The 18,010-nt window shown below is 48.1% G+C and carries 18 protein-coding genes; 10 read left to right on the top strand and 8 right to left on the bottom strand.

What is annotated here, in order from left to right:
* Positions 1–36 precede the first annotated feature (36 nt).
* The 8 genes from AC6ESO_RS13505 to AC6ESO_RS13470 all read left to right on the top strand — a co-directional run bounded on the left by AC6ESO_RS13505 (position 37) and on the right by AC6ESO_RS13470 (position 8,110).
* A complete protein-coding gene (locus AC6ESO_RS13505) occupies positions 37–1,683 on the top strand; it encodes an extracellular solute-binding protein (protein ID WP_497091788.1) in 1,647 nt (548 codons plus the stop codon).
* Between the two features lie 79 nt (positions 1,684–1,762).
* Entirely contained in the window at positions 1,763–4,012 is a 2,250-nt protein-coding gene (locus AC6ESO_RS13500) for a glycosyl hydrolase family 95 catalytic domain-containing protein (RefSeq protein ID WP_497091787.1), read from the top strand.
* Between the two features lie 13 nt (positions 4,013–4,025).
* Positions 4,026–4,259, top strand: a complete 234-nt coding sequence (locus tag AC6ESO_RS13495) for an S-layer homology domain-containing protein (protein WP_497091786.1) — start codon at positions 4,026–4,028, stop codon at positions 4,257–4,259.
* A 357-nt stretch (positions 4,260–4,616) separates the two neighbouring features.
* Positions 4,617–5,090: a DUF2975 domain-containing protein gene (locus AC6ESO_RS13490; RefSeq protein ID WP_495461811.1), complete on the top strand. Its 474-nt coding sequence runs from the start codon at positions 4,617–4,619 to the stop codon at positions 5,088–5,090.
* Entirely contained in the window at positions 5,087–5,290 is a 204-nt protein-coding gene (locus AC6ESO_RS13485; RefSeq protein WP_497091785.1) for a helix-turn-helix domain-containing protein, read from the top strand. The genes AC6ESO_RS13490 and AC6ESO_RS13485 overlap by 4 nt, the downstream gene beginning before the upstream one ends.
* 348 nt (positions 5,291–5,638) lie before the next feature.
* A complete protein-coding gene (locus tag AC6ESO_RS13480; protein ID WP_497091784.1) occupies positions 5,639–6,508 on the top strand; it encodes an alpha/beta fold hydrolase in 870 nt (289 codons plus the stop codon).
* Positions 6,509–6,765: 257 nt separating this feature from the next.
* The gene (locus tag AC6ESO_RS13475) at positions 6,766–7,404 is read left to right on the top strand and encodes an NAD(P)H-dependent oxidoreductase (RefSeq protein ID WP_497091783.1); all 639 of its coding nucleotides are present in this window, start codon (positions 6,766–6,768) and stop codon (positions 7,402–7,404) included.
* A 22-nt stretch (positions 7,405–7,426) separates the two neighbouring features.
* Complete coding sequence (locus AC6ESO_RS13470) at positions 7,427–8,110, top strand: NAD(P)H-dependent oxidoreductase (protein ID WP_497091782.1); 684 nt, start codon at positions 7,427–7,429, stop codon at positions 8,108–8,110.
* Between the two features lie 136 nt (positions 8,111–8,246).
* Here AC6ESO_RS13470 and cyoD read toward each other — a convergent pair whose 3' ends face one another.
* The 8 genes from cyoD to AC6ESO_RS13430 all read right to left on the bottom strand — a co-directional run bounded on the left by cyoD (position 8,247) and on the right by AC6ESO_RS13430 (position 16,351).
* Complete coding sequence (gene cyoD, locus AC6ESO_RS13465) at positions 8,247–8,573, bottom strand: cytochrome o ubiquinol oxidase subunit IV (protein ID WP_494820545.1); 327 nt, start codon at positions 8,571–8,573, stop codon at positions 8,247–8,249.
* 1 nt (position 8,574) lies between these two features.
* A complete protein-coding gene (gene cyoC / locus AC6ESO_RS13460; protein WP_497091781.1) occupies positions 8,575–9,177 on the bottom strand; it encodes a cytochrome o ubiquinol oxidase subunit III in 603 nt (200 codons plus the stop codon).
* Positions 9,177–11,144, bottom strand: a complete 1,968-nt coding sequence (locus AC6ESO_RS13455) for a cbb3-type cytochrome c oxidase subunit I (protein WP_497091780.1) — start codon at positions 11,142–11,144, stop codon at positions 9,177–9,179. Before AC6ESO_RS13455 ends, cyoC begins: the two co-directional genes overlap by 1 nt.
* Before the next feature lie 17 nt (positions 11,145–11,161).
* Positions 11,162–12,211, bottom strand: coding sequence for a ubiquinol oxidase subunit II (cyoA, locus tag AC6ESO_RS13450; RefSeq protein WP_497091779.1), 1,050 nt, complete (start codon positions 12,209–12,211; stop codon positions 11,162–11,164).
* 157 nt (positions 12,212–12,368) lie between these two features.
* Positions 12,369–12,617 carry a hypothetical protein gene (locus tag AC6ESO_RS13445; RefSeq protein ID WP_494820541.1) on the bottom strand — a complete coding sequence of 83 codons (249 nt, stop codon included), beginning with the start codon at positions 12,615–12,617 and terminating at the stop codon, positions 12,369–12,371.
* Between the two features lie 96 nt (positions 12,618–12,713).
* On the bottom strand, positions 12,714–13,811 hold the full coding sequence (locus AC6ESO_RS13440) for a Ger(x)C family spore germination protein (RefSeq protein WP_497091778.1): 1,098 nt from the start codon (positions 13,809–13,811) through the stop codon (positions 12,714–12,716).
* Between the two features lie 3 nt (positions 13,812–13,814).
* Complete coding sequence (locus AC6ESO_RS13435; protein WP_497091777.1) at positions 13,815–14,912, bottom strand: GerAB/ArcD/ProY family transporter; 1,098 nt, start codon at positions 14,910–14,912, stop codon at positions 13,815–13,817.
* Positions 14,913–14,914: 2 nt separating this feature from the next.
* Positions 14,915–16,351 (bottom strand): spore germination protein, encoded by a 1,437-nt coding sequence (locus AC6ESO_RS13430; protein WP_497091776.1) that lies wholly within the window; start codon positions 16,349–16,351, stop codon positions 14,915–14,917.
* Between the two features lie 216 nt (positions 16,352–16,567).
* On the opposite strand from AC6ESO_RS13430, the gene AC6ESO_RS13425 reads away from it, so the two are divergent.
* Together AC6ESO_RS13425 and AC6ESO_RS13420 are read left to right on the top strand one after the other, a co-directional pair.
* Positions 16,568–17,206 (top strand): succinate dehydrogenase cytochrome b558 subunit, encoded by a 639-nt coding sequence (locus AC6ESO_RS13425; RefSeq protein WP_494820537.1) that lies wholly within the window; start codon positions 16,568–16,570, stop codon positions 17,204–17,206.
* Between the two features lie 41 nt (positions 17,207–17,247).
* Positions 17,248–17,997, top strand: coding sequence for an SDR family oxidoreductase (locus AC6ESO_RS13420; RefSeq protein WP_497091775.1), 750 nt, complete (start codon positions 17,248–17,250; stop codon positions 17,995–17,997).
* The last annotated feature ends 13 nt before the right edge of the window (positions 17,998–18,010 follow it).

Raw genomic sequence — 18,010 nt, 5'->3', positions numbered from 1 at the left:
CCAAACCATTTCGTTCAACTTAGAGGGGGATCTAGTATGAAAAAATCGTTTTCGATCTTGAGAGTACTGATACTGATTACGCTTATTTCGACTGTATTTCTAAGTGCATGCAGCAAATCGAATGATGGGAATACCGCTTCATCCAATAATTCCGAAGCGAACGCACCTGCGAACGAAGCTTCCGCACCCGAAGAATTGAAGCTCAAGGTTGTGATCCCGCACTTCGGAGGCGATCCGACAGGAACGCTCATCCAGCAGCAATATGAGAAAGAAATCGAAGCCTACATGGGGACTAAAGTCTCGATCGAGTGGACGCGCATTCCATGGGGCGAGTACAGGGAAAAAACGCAAATCATGCTGACAAGCAGCGATATTCCGGACGTTATGCTCGTGCTCGGCAATGATAATATTGTCAAATACGGCGAGCAAGGTCTTTTCCTTGACCTGAACAAATATATCGATCAAGAGGAGAACTACAAAACCTTCGTCGACGCTACCGAGAACAAAGAACAATACTTGATGACCGAGAACAATCAATTGTTTGCCTTCTACGACGGTTATTCGAATCCTTCTGATGTAGAGCCAAGCCAATACGCTGCCGCCTACCGTCTTGATGTATTCGAGAAGAACAACATCAAAGTACCGGCTACGCAAGAAGAAATGTATGCGGCCGCGAAGCAGCTGAAGGCGTTGTATCCGGATTCTTATCCGATCGGTCAAAGCGAACAGTATTTGGGCTACGACGGCATTCTGAACGCCAACCATACGTCGAGCGGCATCTACTGGAATGGCACGCAGTATGTTTACGGACCGACTGAAGATGCGTACAAAGAGGGGCTTATGTTCCTTAACAAGCTTTATTCCGAGAAGCTGATTGATCCGGCCTTCTGGTCGGACGAGATCGATCAGGCGAAACCGAAAGCAACGAGCGGCAAAACGTTCATTTATCCGCAGCTGTGGTCTGGTTACGTTGCTGATTTCAATGCGAATAAGGAAGCGGGCGTAACATGGACGCTTGCGATGACGGCAGATAATCCAACATACGGTAAAGCGTGGAAGTACGACAGCGAGCCTAAAGGAAAAGGGCTGCGAAACGGCACTGGCCTCGTCATTTCCGCGAAGACGAAACATCCGGAACAGGTCGTGAAACTGCTTGATTATCAATACAGCGACCAAATGATCGATCTGTTGATGTGGGGTATCGAAGGCAAATCATACGAAGTGAAGGACGGACAAAAGCAGTATCTGCCAGCGCTCAAATCCGCTCCGGACTTCGTAGACCAGCTCGCGAAGATGGGGGTTTCCGCATCCATGAGCACGCGTCCTGGCATCGTCTTTACGCCGCAAGAGAGAATCGCCGTTTATACTTCGATTCCGGATGTGCTGTTCTACCACGACGGCAAGGCGCAATTGGAAAACTATTATATGGCGTCGAATAACTATGGCGGCAGCGAATCGATCTCGCCGAATGACAGAGCGCCGAAGGTGATGCTGTCGAAAGACGAAACCGATGAAGTAGCGAATACGATGACGCCGATCGACACGTATGTCAAAGAATCAGCGGTCAAATTTATTAAAGGCGAGATGGGCTTTGACCAGTGGGATAACTACCTGGATACGATCAATAAAATGGGAGACTTGCAAGCGATTCTCGATTTGCAGAATAGTAAAGTGAAGAAATAATAAGGCAAATAAACCATTTCCTCCTTTGATGCTTCCGAACAAAGGGGGGATGGTTTATTCATACCGGGGGGCAGAAGCGATGAGCAAGCATGACTTGATAGTTGATCAACCAATCGCCAGATGGGATGAGGCGCTGCCTCTAGGCAACGGATTGACCGGTTGCCTCTTATGGGGAAATGGGAAGCCGCTCCGATTCAGCTTGGACCGCGGCGATATTTGGGATTTACGGCTGGCACCTGAGGCGCTGGATAACGGGTTCACCTATGCGGAAATGATCGATTGCGTGCGCCGCGGTGATCAAGAGTCGCTTCTTAACCGGTTCGACAGCTTCTATGAGACTTATCCTTACCCGACGAAATTGCCAGCGGGCAGTCTGGAACTGTGCTTCAGTAAGCACGCTGACAAGATGAGGAGTCATCTGGCCTTAGAAGAAGCTTGCGCGCATGTCCAGCTTACGTTCGGCGATCAGATTGTTGGTGTATCCAGCTTTCTGCACGCCTTGAACGGACTCGGTTATATCAGAATGACCGGGGCTGCGGAAACAGATGGACTTTTGGAAGTTCTGCCTCCGGATTACACGGGAGCGTTTCAGGAAGAAAGCAACGACCCCGTCTTTGCTACAAGCCTTACTCGGCTGGAGTACCCGGCCGCGGCTAAACACTCGGAAGGCAGCTTGCAATGGTTCTATCAGCGGACGTGCCATGAGCTGGAATATGCAATTGTCGTTGCGCAGCGGAAGAGCGATGACGGTACGCGAGAATGGGTTTATGCGATAACGGCCAATCATGACGGAGAGAATTGGTTAGAGAATGCCAAGCGTAAAGTAACGGACGCGAGTATTGATGGATTCGATCATGCGTTCCGCGAGCATGGTGCTTGGTGGGGGCGTTATTGGGCGAAGAGCTCTATCTCGCTGCCGGACGCAGAAGCGGAGAAGCAGTGGTATTTGAATAACTATTTATTTGCTTCATGCTCGCGCAAAGGGGCGCCGCCGATGCCGCTGCAAGGCGTATGGACGGCGGATGAAGGGCTTCTGCCGCCGTGGAAAGGCGATTATCATCACGACTTGAATACAGAGCTTTGTTACTGGCACTATTTGAAGGCGAACCACCTGGAAGAAGGAGAAAGCTTTATCGATTTCTTGTGGGATCTGCGGCCTCAGGGCCATCGGTTCGCGCAAAGCTTCTTCGATGCCCCGGGTCTCAACCTGCCTTCGGTCATGACGCTTACTGGCGGAGCAATGGGCGGTTGGCCCATGTACGCCATGAGTATTACGAATGTCATCTGGGTGTGCCAGGCGTTCGATCATTACTGGCTGTATACAGGAGACCGTGATTTTCTGCGCGATAAAGCTTATGTCTATTTCAAGGAAACCGCTGACTGCGTGCAGCGATGGCTAGTACCTGGCGAAGACGGCAAGCTGCGTCTGCCGGTATCGAGCTCGCCCGAGGTTCACGACAATTTGCTTGAGGCTTGGTTTGATCCCATGAGCAACTACGACCTTGCGCTTCTGATTTACTTGTTCCGTCGATTGAAGGATATGGCTGATTGGCTTGATCATGAAGCTGATGCCGATAGATGGGCGAACGTGCTAGCGGGTCTTCCAGAGCTTGCCGTTAATGAGCGTAATGTGCTGATGCTGAATCCGAAAGAATCGCTTCAAGAAAGCCATCGGCACCACTCGCACATGATGGCGATTTATCCGCTGCAGCTGCTTGACCATCGAGGGTCTGAGCGTGATCGCAAAATCACCGATGCAACGATTGCGAACCTAGAGCGTCTCGGCAAAGGTCAATGGGTGGGCTACAGCTTTGCTTGGGCAGCTGCTTTCTATGCGCGGCAAGGCAACGGAGAAGCGGCGATTTATCATCTTCGGCAAATGTGGCAGCATACATGCTCGCCGAACGGTTTTCATCTGAACGGGGACTACAAGCGAGCAGGCGTCTGCATGTTTCATTATCGTCCCTTTACACTGGAAGGCAACTTCGCTGCCGTTAGTGCACTGCAGGAAATGCTTTTGCATACGGACGGAGAAACGATTCGCGCATTTCCAGCTATTCCTCGCGATTGGGCAAAGCGAAGCGTCGAATTCCGCGATTTTCGCGGCGAGATGGGCGTGCTTGTTTCGGCTAGGCTTCATGCAGACAAGCTTGAATATGTCGAACTTCGTGCCGAACGCGAAGGAATCTTCCGCGTACAGAATAGTTTCGCTGGAGAAAGGCTGATGTTGCGAATTGGCTCTAGCGGTCAAGAGGTTCATTGCAGCAGGAACGAGATATTCTCGATCGCGCTGGTAGCGGGCGAAACGTGCATGATTACTTCACTCTAAGGCGAAGCTGCGGATGCTGACAAGGATGCTCGGGCTGGATTCGGATGAGCGGAAGCAAGTATTCTCCGATGTAGACGGAAGCGCATGGTACGCATGCGCCGTCAACGCCGCATACCGCGCAGGTTTGATAACCGGCTACTTTCTGCGTACAGCCATTTCGTTGAGATTTGAATTCGTATACAGAGCCAATGGACTGGAAATAATTAGGATGTCAGGACTCAATCGGAGAGAACTGACCTTCAGATAAAGGCGCTAGCAACACAGCAGGACCTAAACGTAGATAGGCTATCGTCAGCAGTGAAGTAAACAGACTCAATTTTTGGGTCTGTTTTTTATTTATCTGTCTTTATTGAGGGGCTTGCTACACGGTAGCTCCTTTTCATTTGTTGAAGTAATGGGCAGTTTCGTTTAATCATTTTCGCGAATAACTTCAATTAGTTGATTCATAAATATGACCGTATTTCGGATCAAATTTGAAGGAGAAACAAATAAACCGAATGGCTTTTTCTTTATAAATAACTTGTTGGACTCAAGCGAAGGAATCAATACATTTTTATTGTAAAACGATAAATGAAGTGATAAAATCAAAAATGAGGTGAAATAGATGAAAAAAGAGACGCTCTTTTTAAAAGTTGTTCTGGTTGTTATGGCAATTCCTGCATTAGTGATGTGTTTTTATGGACTCCCCGCGATGGCGCATAGTATGATGCCGGATTTCCCGGATATTAAAGTTTATCTTTCCGCTTTGGCTGCATATGTGGCGTCTATTGCGTATTCATTTACGCTACTTCAGGCATTTAAGCTTCTCAGGTACATCGATACAAATACCGCTTTTTCGCAAACCTCTGTTTTAGCGCTTAAGAAAATAAAGCGAGCGGCGGTTGTCGTATCGCTCATGTTTGCATGTAATCTCCCGCTTTTCTACTTTGTAGCTGACGGCGCAGAGGCACCAGGCGTCATGGTCATCGGGTTATTTATAACCTGTGCGCCAGTCGTTATCGCAGTATTTGCCGCAGTTCTTGAGAAACTGCTCAAAAACGCGATCGAGCTCAAAGAAGAACAGGAGTTGACCGTATGATAGTGGTTAACATTGACGTCATGCTTGCAAAGCGGAAAATGAGCGTTACTGAGCTATCGGAGAAAGTCGGCATTACAATGGCGAACCTGTCGATACTTAAAAACGGAAAAGCGAAAGCCATTCGAATCTCAACACTCGAAGCGGTCTGCAAAGCACTCGATTGCCAACCTGGAGATATTCTCGAGTATCGGCAGGATTGAATAAAGTAAAAAAAACCGCCGTACGTCGCAGCCACCGCCACAGCTACCAGTTTTGTTTTTCATATCGAATGGTGACGGGATTGGTCTTGGTTATACTAAAGAACAATGGCAAGGGTTCCAAATCTCTTATCTTTCAAAAATAGCGAATAGCAAGTATGTGTTAATGGACGACTGCGGACATTATCTTCAAGATCTTGCACTTGATGTACTTGCACAGAAAATCAAAGAATTTATACCTGCTGACTAACTGGAACCTCGGATTAACTTTGACTTGAGCATACATACGAACGCTGCCGGTTTCATAAGGATAGTAAGACGGTTGAACCTTGCAAGGATGGTGAACTGCAGATGTCCTTGGCTGTGCGGTATAAGAAAATGAACATCGAAGGGCTGGAAGTCTTCTTTCGCGAAGCAGGGAATCCGCGGAACCCGGCTATTATTCTTCTTCATGGATTTCCGAGTTCTTCCCACATGTTTCGGGATTTGATACCGCTATTGGCTGATCGTTACTATGTCATTGCACCGGACTATCCCGGTTACGGATACAGTAGTATGCCGTCGGTGGTTGAATTCTCATATACGTTCGAGCATCTTTCCTTGGTTATCGAACAATTGATTCATGGACTTTGCATTCCTCGCTATATTCTGTATTGCCATGACTACGGCGGCCCTATCGGTTTCAGACTCGCCGTACGCCATCCGGAGCGGGTACTCGGTTTCGTAATCCAGAACGCAGTTGCACATGCTATAGGGCTAGGACAACCATTTGATTTGTTCAAGGCACTTTGGGCCGATCCGAGCCCCGAGAACAAGGCAGCGTTTGCCACGCTTGTCGATAAGGAGTTCACGAAGAAGCAATATACCTTTGGCGCATGTAATCCTTTTCTAATTAGTTCGGACGGGTATACGATGGACCAGCTTTTCCTGGATCGGCCGGGAAATGCCGCCATTCAGTTGGCACTGGGCTACGATTACCGAAAAAATGTGGAACAATATCCGAAATGGCAGCAGTATTTGCGGATTTATCAGCCTCCCACCTTGATTGCCTGGGGCAAAAATGATTTTATTTTCACTTTGGCAGGGGCGTATGCGCTCGAACGGGAGCTAATCTGTGTCGAGCTCGTGCCGTTGTGCGGAGGGCACTTTGTCCTCGAAGAAGCAAGCTTCACGGTTGCTGGATTAATTGAATCGTTTTTTTGCCGGGTTTACGGATTTTAGTGATGTACGATTGGAAATGAACAAATGAAACGGACGGCGTCCAGCCGATCCGTTTTTTGTTGTGTTAAATTAATCCGACTTTGATCGTAATTGCAGCATGACGCGACTGCGACAAGGCATAAATTGTCATTGACGGTTATATTTAATTTATAGTAACATACAAAAAGTAAGAAGCTTAATAAAAAGAAATATACGTTTATTAGGAATAGACGTAAACGGATAAATTCCGAATAAAAAACGAAAGAAGGATTATGATTATGTCCACTGTTTTGTATATCACCGCACATCCGAATGAAACCGAAGCCTCGTATAGCTTGGCGGTTGGTAAACAATTTCTCGAAGCCTATGCGGCGGCTAACCCGAGCGACGATATCGTGCATCTTGACCTGTTTAAGATGGATATCCCGCGCATCGATGCTGACGTATTTAGCGCCTGGGAGAAACTGGGGTCCGGAACGGCATTCGATCAATTAACGAGCGAGGAACAAACGAAAGTCGCTCGACTCGGCGAGTTGGTGGATCAATTCGTAGAAGCAGACAAGTATGTATTCGTGAATCCGACGTGGAACTTCTCGTACCCTCCGGTGCTGAAAGCATATATTGACTCGATCTGCGTTGCCGGAAAAACGTTTAATTATACCGATAAAGGTCCTGTCGGCCTTCTAGACAACAAAAAAGCCATCCACATTCAAGCTAGCGGAAGCGTATTATCCCCAGGTTCCGATTATGCTGATTTTGAAATCGGCCATCGTCATTTGGACGTGATTATGAAATTCATCGGTGTTCCGAGCTTTGAAGCTATCTTCGTAGAAGGTATGGCTGCTGCGGCGGACCAAGCTCGCCAAATTAAAGAAAATGCCATTCAACAAGCTTGGAAGCTGGCAAAAACATTCTAAGTATTGAAGGAGTCCAGTTAACGTGATCCAACTTCTCAAAAAAATATTCAGCTCTAATAACGGCGATGGCCGTAAAGAAAAAGTGTTGTATATAACAGCTCATCCCAAAAATCAAGATACTTCATATAGCATGTCCGTCGGTGCTGCATTTATAGAGACTTACCGAAAAGCAAATCCGAACGATGAAGTGATACACCTGGATCTTTATAAATCGAACATTCCGGAGATCGATGCCGATGTCATGAACGGTTGGAAGAAAGCGGGGGAAGGAAAGCCATTATCCGCTGCGGAACAAACCAAAATCGATCGCCTGAACGAGCTCGTTGATCAATTTGTGGATGTAGATAAATATGTTTTCGTGAATCCGATATGGAACTTTTCGTTTCCGCCCGTGTTGAAGGCTTATATCGATTCCATCTGCGTAGCTGGGAAAACGTTTCAGTATGTGGCAGGCAAAGGTCCGGTTGGATTAATGAATGGTAAAAAAGCGGTTCATATCCAAGCCAGCGGAAGCGTATTGTCGCCTGGATCGGACTTTGCCGCATTCGAAATGGGGCATCGCCACCTGAACGTGATCATGAAATTTCTTGGCGTTCCGACCTTGGAAGGAATCTTCGTGGAGGGCACGGCTTCAGCCTCCGATCAAGCGAAGACGATAATAGATAAGACGATTCGAAAAGCGCGTGAAATAGCAAAGACTTTCTAAATGGAAGCGAATATAGCAAGAAGGATATAATGAGCCGCTTTTAGCGGCTCATTTTTTTACGAAGTCACTTAGTCTAGCCGTTTGTGCTCGAATATGAATCCAAAAAAGTGATGGGGAGGCATCGGCTCTTCCGCGTCTAATACATTTTGTTATGATCCATAATCCATACGGAACCGTATATGACGACCACGACGATGATCAAGCCGAGAATAAGCGTTATGAGGTTATAACGCGGTCCATTTTCTTCGCGCAAGTGCATGAAGAATAGCAACTGCACCGCGAATTGCAATACCGCCGTGACCAGCAGGACAACGATCGTTGAGGTTTTCCCGAACCAGCCGTTCATGACGGCCAGAATCGGGATGATCGTCAGGATGATCGAGAGCGCGAAACCGATCACATACTCCTTGAGCGAGCCATGGTGACCGTGATCTCCATGTCCGATAGCATTGTTATGCGCCAATTTACATCACTCCCATCAAGTAAACGAACGTGAATACAAAGATCCATACGGCATCTAGAAAGTGCCAATACAGGCTTGTGATATGTACTTTGCGCTGGGTCACCGGTGTAATGCCATGCTGTGTTAACTGGATAATCAACGAAGTGATCCAGCAGACGCCCAGCGAGACGTGCAGCCCGTGCGTACCAACAAGCGTGAAGAAGCCTGACAGAAACGCGCTGGAATGAATCGTATGGCCCTCATGGATGAGCTTCAGAAATTCAGTCACTTCCATGCCAATAAAGCAGGCACCGAGCAAGATGGTTACCACAAGCCAGCCTATCAGTCCTTTCTTGCTGCCCGCATTCATTGCCAGCACAGCCAGACCGCTTGTGAAGCTGCTTGTCAGAAGGATGAACGTTTCGGCGATGACGCCGGGCATCTCGAAGATTTCTTTGGCCCCCGGACCGCCTGCCGTATTCTCATGAAGGACGAGAAAGGTGGCAAACAGCGTCGCGAACAAGATACAGTCGGTGATCAAGAAGATCCAGAAGCCGAATTTACGGAGCTCTTCCAGATCGTGATGGCCTTCATGGCCGCCTTCATGCGCATGAGCGTGCGCCATTAGATACTCCCCCTTGCATTGGCTTCGGTGCGCTTGATTTCATCGACAGGGATATAGTAATCGGTATCGTAGTTGAACGAATGAGCCAGCATTGTCAGCGCAATGCCGATGAAACCGGGAATCGCGATCCAGAGCCAGTGAAAAACAAGGCCAAAGCCGACTGTAAACCAGCAGATGGATTGTATAAAAGGGATCGGTGAATTTTTCGGCATATGAATGGGCTCAAGAGCCGGCTTTTTCTTAGGCGCTTTCCCTGCGGCGATGCGCTCTTTCTCCTCCCACCAATCATCTCTGTCCGTAACGAGAGGTGTAGTCGCGAAGTTATAGAGCGGTGCCGGCGATGGAATGGACCATTCCAGTGTACGGGCTCCCCACGGATCGCCGGTTGTGTCCTTCTCCATGAACTTGATGCTGTGCGCGATCTGCCATACCTGGAACAGGAAGCCAAGACCCATCAGGAAACCGCCGATGGTCGATGTGAAATTGAGCGCCCACCAGCCGGTATCCCAGTCGTATGAATTGAGCCGTCGAGTCATGCCGTCAAGTCCGACCACGTACTGAGGCATGAAACATACATAGAAACCAATGTTCCATATCCAGAACGCCCACTTGCCGATGGGTTCGTTCAGCTTGAAGCCGAACATCTTCGGCCACCAGTAATACAAGCCCGCAAAGTAACCGAAAGCTACCCCGCCGATGAGTACTTGATGGAAGTGGGCAATGAGGAAATAGCTGTTATGAAACTGGAAATCCGCAGGCGCTACCGAGAGCATCACGCCGGTCATGCCGCCAACGACGAAGCAGGGGATGAACGCGATCGTCCAGAGCATCGGCGTTGCAAACGAGATTCGCCCGCGGAACATGGTGAACAGCCAGTTGAATATTTTCACGCCTGTGGGAATCGCGATGATCATCGTTGATATGGCAAAGAAGATGTTGACGCTCGCTCCCGAACCCATCGTGAAGAAGTGATGGAGCCATGTGAAATACGCCATCAGACTTATGCTCATCATTGCAAACACCATGGATCCATAACCAAACAAGCGTTTCCTCGAGAAGGCCGCCACCACTTCGGAGAAAACGCCGAAGGCCGGCAGAACGACAATGTATACCTCCGGATGGCCCCACATCCAGATCAGGTTGACGAACATCATGGCATTGCCGCCGCCGTCCATCGTGAAGAAGTGCGCACCTAAGAAGCGGTCCAGGAACAGCAGCGCCAGCGTTACCGTCAGCACAGGGAATGCGACAATAATCGCAATGCAGCTTGAAAGGACAGACCATGTAAAGATCGGAACTCTAGACCATGTCATGCCGGGAGCACGCATTTTGACAATGGTAACAATGAAGTTAATGCCCGTCATCAGGGAACCGATTCCGGAAATTTGAATGCCCCAGATGTAGAAGTCTTCCCCTACCCCGGGACTGCCCGTCATCTCCGAGAGCGGCGGATACGACAGCCAGCCGGCATTCGGCGAGCCGCCGATCACGAATGACATATTGAACAGCATCGCGCCGAAGAAGAACAGCCAGAAACTTAGCGAGTTCAGGAACGGAAATGCGACGTCACGGGCACCGAGTTGCAGCGGCACGGCGATGTTGAATAAGCCGAACATGAGCGGCATCGCCATGAACAGGATCATAATGACGCCATGTGTGGTGAACACCTCGTTATAGTGTTCCGGCGATAAAAATTTCATTTCGGGAAAAGCAAGCTGCGTCCGCATCATCAGCGCATCGACGCCGCCGCGGAACAGCATAAGCAGCGAAGCGATGATGTACATAATCCCGACGCGCTTATGATCGACGGTCGTCAGCCATTCCCTCCACAGCCAGCCCCATTTGCCAAAATAGCTAAGCACGAAGATGATAGCCACCGTCGTCAGCGCGATCGCCACATCCGCCCCGTAAATCAACGGATCGCCTGTGACAAAGAACCACGAGACGAAATCTTTAATTTGGTCCATCACGGAAGCCTCTCCTCTCATTTGCCATGATTCATATGCTTCATAGGTTTGTTGTCCAATTTAGGGTAGGAATGCCCAGAGCCGAAGCTGCCTAAATTCGGGTTATCCTTTTGCGCGTTATTTCCAGGCGGCAGCTGGCCGCCTTCCGTATGCTCGGCTGCTTTTTCTCCGCTGAGTGTTTGTGCCTTCTGGGTATAGCCCGGAGGTGTGCCGCGGCTCATGGAGTAGACATGGACGATTCGCTCGAATAAGCCGGACGGGATGGAAGCGAACGTCAACGGGCCAGAAGTGCCTGGCTGCGCAAGCGTTTGATAGCCCTCTTCGGATAATGCATTCCCGCTAGCTTTCGCTTCTGCCACCCATTGATCGAAATCCTTCTGCGGAATAGCTTTAGCAGTAAAGCCCATTCTCGCGAAATCGCGGCCTGTGAAATTTGCTCCAGTGCCCATATAGTTACCGGGTTCATCGGCTTGAAGGTATAGCGTAGTTGCCATGCCGGACATGGTGTAAATCATCCCCCCAAGCTGTGGCACCCAGAACGAATTCATTGGGCCGTCTGAGGTAAGCTCAAACTTAATGGGCGTCTGCTCGGGAATAACGAGATGGTTGACCGTGGCGATACCTTGATCCGGATACTGGAACAGCCATTTCCAGTCCAGCGATGTTACCTGGATCGTGACAGGCTTCTTGTCGGACGTGATCGGTTTAGCCGGATCCAGCGCGTAGGTGTAGTGTACAGTCACAATGGCCAAGATCAGAATGACAAGGATGGGAATGCTCCACCAGATGATTTCCAGTTTGGTACTGTGAGACCATATCGGCTGGTATGGCGCATTGTTGCCTTTCTTGTCGCGGTAGCGCCATACGATCCAGGCCGTAATGATGAGCACCGGAACCAATATGATGAGGCAAAGCAGCACTGTGAAGTAGATAAGGTCGCGCTGTTGGTGGCCGATCGGCCCTTTCGGATCGAAGACAATCATCGATTTGCAACTCGATGTAAACAGGATGGTGCTTGCCAAGACGCCGCTTGTAGATAACAGCCGCATGAGCTTTGAAATATTCATTAGTTCCTCATCTCCTAAACATCACCTTGGATTAACTTAATTTTCCCCGGAATGCGGATCAATATTACAGCGGCTTCTGCTGTTAGTCTTATCCATACAAAAAGGGCTGCTCCCATTTGAAGGAAGCAGCCTCTAATTCGGATCCATATGATGTTACTTATTCGGATTCGGCCTTTCGTTTTTGCACCAGGCTGATTGCCGTACCAATCGTATAGATGAACACACTGCCGACCAAGAAGCCGATGCCAGTCATTAATGACTTATTATTGTCGCTAAAATCTTCATAATTGATGAGACACAACACCACACCAATAATTAGCGCTAACCAAGCGGCAATTTTCATGGTTAGAAACAGGGCGTTACCTTCGCGTTCCGTTTTTTCATTGGATACCGATTTCGTCGTCAATGGACGTTCACTTCCTCAAAAGGATCTTTTTCATATTCTTCCTGTATAGTATGGACATCTATTTGTTTTTTAGTTCATCAAAGCAGGACTATATCGTCAGAGCATAACGCCTGAGTTCAATAAAGTGATCTTGATCTGTGGATGAATCGGAAGCAGCGGGTACTCTTTGCGCCAATCCATTCGGCTCCATTGCTTATAGTGGTAAGCATGGAGTTCGCGAGCGAGGCCCAAGAAGTCGCAATTCGCCTTTTGCATGTTTAAAATCGTTTTAAGTGCTTGTTTATTGACTTCAGCTGTCAGTTCTTTTTCCAGTTCTTTCAGATCCTTCTCCGTTAATGCCTTATCGGTTGTTTTCGTATCCAATAAGACCGCTCGAATCTCACTAGGAAGCGTTACTTCAGTCACTTTATCACCCTTAATACTGACGTGGATGTCTCGTTTGACATCCTTCACCCAGAATTGAATGGGAGATTTGTCGATATCGAATATGAGGTAAACGCCGGTTCGGTGTCCATTCCTCATAAATAAAGCCAATTTGGTTTGATCCATCGAAAGATCAACGCCGGAATATTTGCCCTCCCGAAATAAAGCCAAGCCGTCTATGAAAATCTTGTCTTTCTCTGATCGAATTAAAGGTAAAGCGACATCAACGAATGGATCCGGTTTATCTAGAATGAAACGAAGCAAGGTTTTTTTCGGTATGAAATTGGATTCTTCCGCTTCTTTGAGCATGACGACCAAGTAATTCGCGACCGTCTTTCCTTGAATCCTGCCTTTTGTGAGGAGTTCGGATACGTTACCGTCATAGACAGCGACGCTTGAGGTAAGCGGAAATGTTGAGATTCGTCCAAGAACATTCATTTCATTCGCAGGATTAGTGGATGCATACGCTTTGCTCAGAATATATAATCGACTTTGATTAAAGGTCAATTCCCCGGCCGTAGAGAGATCGGCGTGCTCTTTGGCATCGGACAAGTTTGCACCTTTTACGGAGATTATTTCTTTCTGTGGCTTCCCTCCTCCTTGATGAGCTTCGTTTAAAAACGAAATCGCAAGGCTAATATTGGTTAATTTATTATTCTCCACCTTGTCTAAGCCTACAACATCGATCATTTGAAGGTTATTGATTGCAGTATTATCCCAACAACCACACAACGTAAGAAACAGTACGATAACCCCGCAGATCTTTTTCATGTCTTATCCCGCCTTGACGTTAATCTTTTTTGGAAATAGGAGCAGTAGGAGTGGGATGCCTGCGACGCAGATGAGGCTGTAGATATTGTAGGGAACGCCTGCCAGAGTGGAGATAACGCTTTGTTTAGACAAGCAGCATCCGATTGCAAAACAGAATCCCGTGCATATCCATACCCAACGAATATGGCTGCTCCCGGCAGGTTTGCCGATATAGCTGAGGCCTTTGGCAGCCAAATGCAAATAAACGTAGACAGTTGCGGAAATGATTGTCCACCACATTGTAATAAATACGATGTCCAGACTTTGCACGACATCCCATTCGATTTGTTTAATGATGAAGACGATTGGTTCCGGAATTAGGCTCATTTGTTCCGTAGTGAAATTTAAGGTGCAAGCGATGACGACTGTAAAATAAATCAGCGTCGTCATCCCGTTTGCCAAAGTCATGACGCCAAGAAGCTTCTTGGGACTTGTGCTCTTGACGAGTGGAAAAGCAAAGAGCAGCAGGTCGTAGCCCAGGCAAGCCGAAAACCCTTGCAACACTCCGTAGACGAATGAAGTTCCTCCGCCGTGATGGAGGGGCAAGAGATTGCGAAATTCGAGATTCGTAAAGCTGCTATATATGATTAATACATAGCCCGCAACAAGAATGTATACGAGCGAATAGCTGATAAATGTAAGCACACGCAAAGAAGAAGTGGCGGCATATCCGCAAAGAAAGAAAAACAAGAGCAGCAGCGTCCACCATGGAGTCTTTGGCAGCACCCATCGGTTTACGATCTCCAAGTAAATAATGGTGACGATTAGAGCCGAGTAAATATAATAGACTGCGAATAGGAGGGATAATACGCCGCCTATGAACTTCCCTGTCAGCATGTGAACGTATTGAAATAGATTTTGGGTAGCATGTTTTTTGGCGAGCAACCAGATCAATACAATACCCAATTGGGCCACGAGTCCCCCGAGCAGTACAGCCGCCCACCCGAGTGTGCCTGCATATTTCGCTTCCGCGAAGGGCAAAGACAAGACGCGCGTGCCTACCTGCATGAACAGCACGAGGAATAGCAATTGCCTGTAGGAAATAGACTCTTCCTTCATCATCGTTACGTCCACCCTTTATCATTGCGATTTCGCTGTTTATCTAGAGGTGCGGCTTCTTTCGGACGTTTATTGATAAGCCAGAAAGGCGCTCTCAGCAGTGTGTCTTTAATGGCCCCATCGGTGAAGACGGGATAGAAATAAGGAAGACCCATGGTATTCATTCGGCAGAGATAAATAATCACGAATAAGAAAGAGGCGGTAAGCCCAATTAATCCGAATAGCTGGGATAGCAAGAGAACCGGTATGGAGACGATTCTGACGGAGTTGCTCATCTCGTAAGACGGCAAAATGTACGACGCCAAACCGGTGAAAGCAGCGACAATCACGGCAGTATTTGAAATCATATTGGATTGAACGACCGCGGTTCCGACGACGATACCTCCGACGACACCGATCGCTTGTCCGATCGGACTAGGAAGTCGTACCGTCGCTTCTCTTAATATTTCAAGTGCAATCATCATGAGAAACACCTCCGCTATCGGCTGTAAGGTGATATACTTTAGTGCTCCTTGCAGCGTTAATGCGAGATTTAGCGGAAGTATGTACGTTTGATTGGATGCAAGCGAAATATAGAGTCCAGGCAACCCAATCGCAATTAGAAAACAAATTGCGCGCAGCATTCGAAATGTACTGCCGATTAACCAATTGATTTGATAATCGTCCGGCGATTGCAGAAAGGACCAGAAAGAAACCGGCAAAATAGACGCTTCCGGGGACCCGTCCGTTATGATGGCGACTTTGCCTTCCAATAAGTAAGCTTTCGTCCGATCCGGGCGCTCCGTTGTCAGGATCTGCGGAAACAAACTGAACGGCTTGTCCTGAATATATTCCTGAATGAACCCGGGCGCATACACGTAATCGACATCGATCTGTTGAAGTCTTTGTTCGATGAGTCGAATCACGTCGGGGTTCGCGACTCCCTGCAAGTAGACGACAGAGACTTTCGTACGCGATAATTTGCCCAATGTGAAATTTTTAACGACGACATCGGAAGAGGCGGAACGTCTCCTTACTAAATTGATGTTCGTATCCAAGTCCTCGATGAACGCTTCTTTGGAGCCCCGCAATACCCGCTCAATTGTGGAAACGTTGATCGTGCGTTCTTTATGCAGCTCAGTGCTGAGCAGCCATAATTCAGGTTCCCCTTCTTTTTCCAGCACCGTTTTCCCTTGCACGATTTCTTGTACAGCTTCTTCGAAATTCTTCGCCGGGAGAATCTCTTGCACGGTGACGACTTCTGGGATGTTTCCGTCCGGATTTTGCGATAATGGCTTAATGATGTGATCTTGAAAAACGGATGAATCTACCATCGTATCCAAGTAGAATAGTCGATATTCAGCGTCCGGAAAGCTCATCGTTTTCATGGTTAAATCCGAGCTGGACGATAACGCCTTCACGAACTTTTGATAGGTTTCTTGAGGGGGAGAACTGGTTTTCATAGCCGTTCCTTCCGTGAGCGTGCTGGTTTATGTATTGTTTAACTATTTCCAATACCTCAGCCCATTATGCAATCCTTGGAAGTACTGTGCCACGTGTTCGGTTTGAATGCCAAGCCGAGGCAAATATTCCCGATCGATCGGTGTCACATATGCTCCTCGTCAATCGTTTAATCAATAAGCAACCGGAAGCAAGTCATCATTGAGAGGTGGAGGAATATGAAAGGAAATGCCTATTACTGGCGCAAGCTGCACTCATTGTTCGGGGTAATTCCTCTCGGAGGTTTTATTCTTGTGCATGTATCGATCAACTTTCAAGCGTTTGAACGCGGACCCGAGGGGTTCGCTACCTATGTGCATTTCATTAACAGTCTGCCGCTGAAGCCGCTGCTAGAGATTTTTGGAATCTACCTTCCGATTCTATTTCACGGCGTTTATGGGCTGTACATGGCTTATCGGTCCAATATGAACGCGGGGCAATATTCCTATGGTCGTAACTGGGCATTCATTCTGCAGCGCATGACAGGCGTTCTTACGTTTATCTTCGTTTTCTGGCATTTCTATAATACGCGCCTGCAAATTTATTTGGGCAACATTACGCATGAAGAGCTTGGTTCGACAATGCATCAAATTGCCACGAATCCGCTGTACTTTAGCCTTTATGTCATTGGTGTCTTGTCGGCCGTATTCCATTTCAGCAACGGACTCTGGGCATTCATGATCAGCTGGGGAATTACCATTTCGCCACGTTCACAGAAACTTTCTTCTTATATCTGCATGGGCGTATTTGCACTGGTCTCCTTGCTGTTCATTCTTTCGCTCGTTGCTTTTACAGGCAATGAATTCCTATCATCGTAAGAATCATCGAATTGCGTTAACACATCTTAGGAGGCACTCATATGAAAATCGTAGTTATTGGCGGCAGCGGTCTTATCGGGAAAAAAGTTGTAAACCTTCTTCGTCAGCTTGGTCATGAGGTAGTGCCGGCATCGCCATCATTAGGCGTAAATACGTTGACCGGTGAGGGGGTGAACGAAGCGCTATTCGGTGCACGGGTTGTCGTAGACGTGTCTAACTCGCCATCATTTGAAGATAAGGCGGTTATGGAATTCTTCGAGACATCAACGCGCAATCTCCTTGCTGCCGAAGCAGCTGCCGGCGTCAGTCATCACGTGGCGCTGTCGGTTGTTGGCACCGATCGCCTACTGCAAAGCGGTTATTTCCGTGCAAAAATGGCGCAAGAAGAGCTGATCGAATCTTCGAAAATCCCTTATACGATCATCCGCGTGACGCAATTCTTCGAGTTTGTTGGCAGTATTGCATTTGTGGCTACGCAAGGGGATACCGTACGGTTGCCTTCGGTTCTTACGCAGCCTATGGCTTCGGATGATGTAGCTGCAGCCCTCGTTGATTTCATTGAGGAACCGGTGAATGGCATCGTCGAGGCGGCTGGCCCGGACCAGATTCGTCTCGATGAGCTCGTTCGGCTGTACTTGCATGCAACCGGGGACTCGCGAAAGGTAATCACAGATCACAATGCGCTTTATTTCGCATCCGTAGAGGTGAATGATCAATCTCTCGTTCCTAGTGCTGATAACGCACGCATTAGCTCGACACACTATAAGGAATGGCTCAGCCGGTCCGTCTAATTTAAGCAAGAAA

It is taken from the genome of Paenibacillus rhizoryzae, from assembly GCF_059686995.1.
This window is presented reverse-complemented; position numbering and strand designations above follow the sequence as displayed.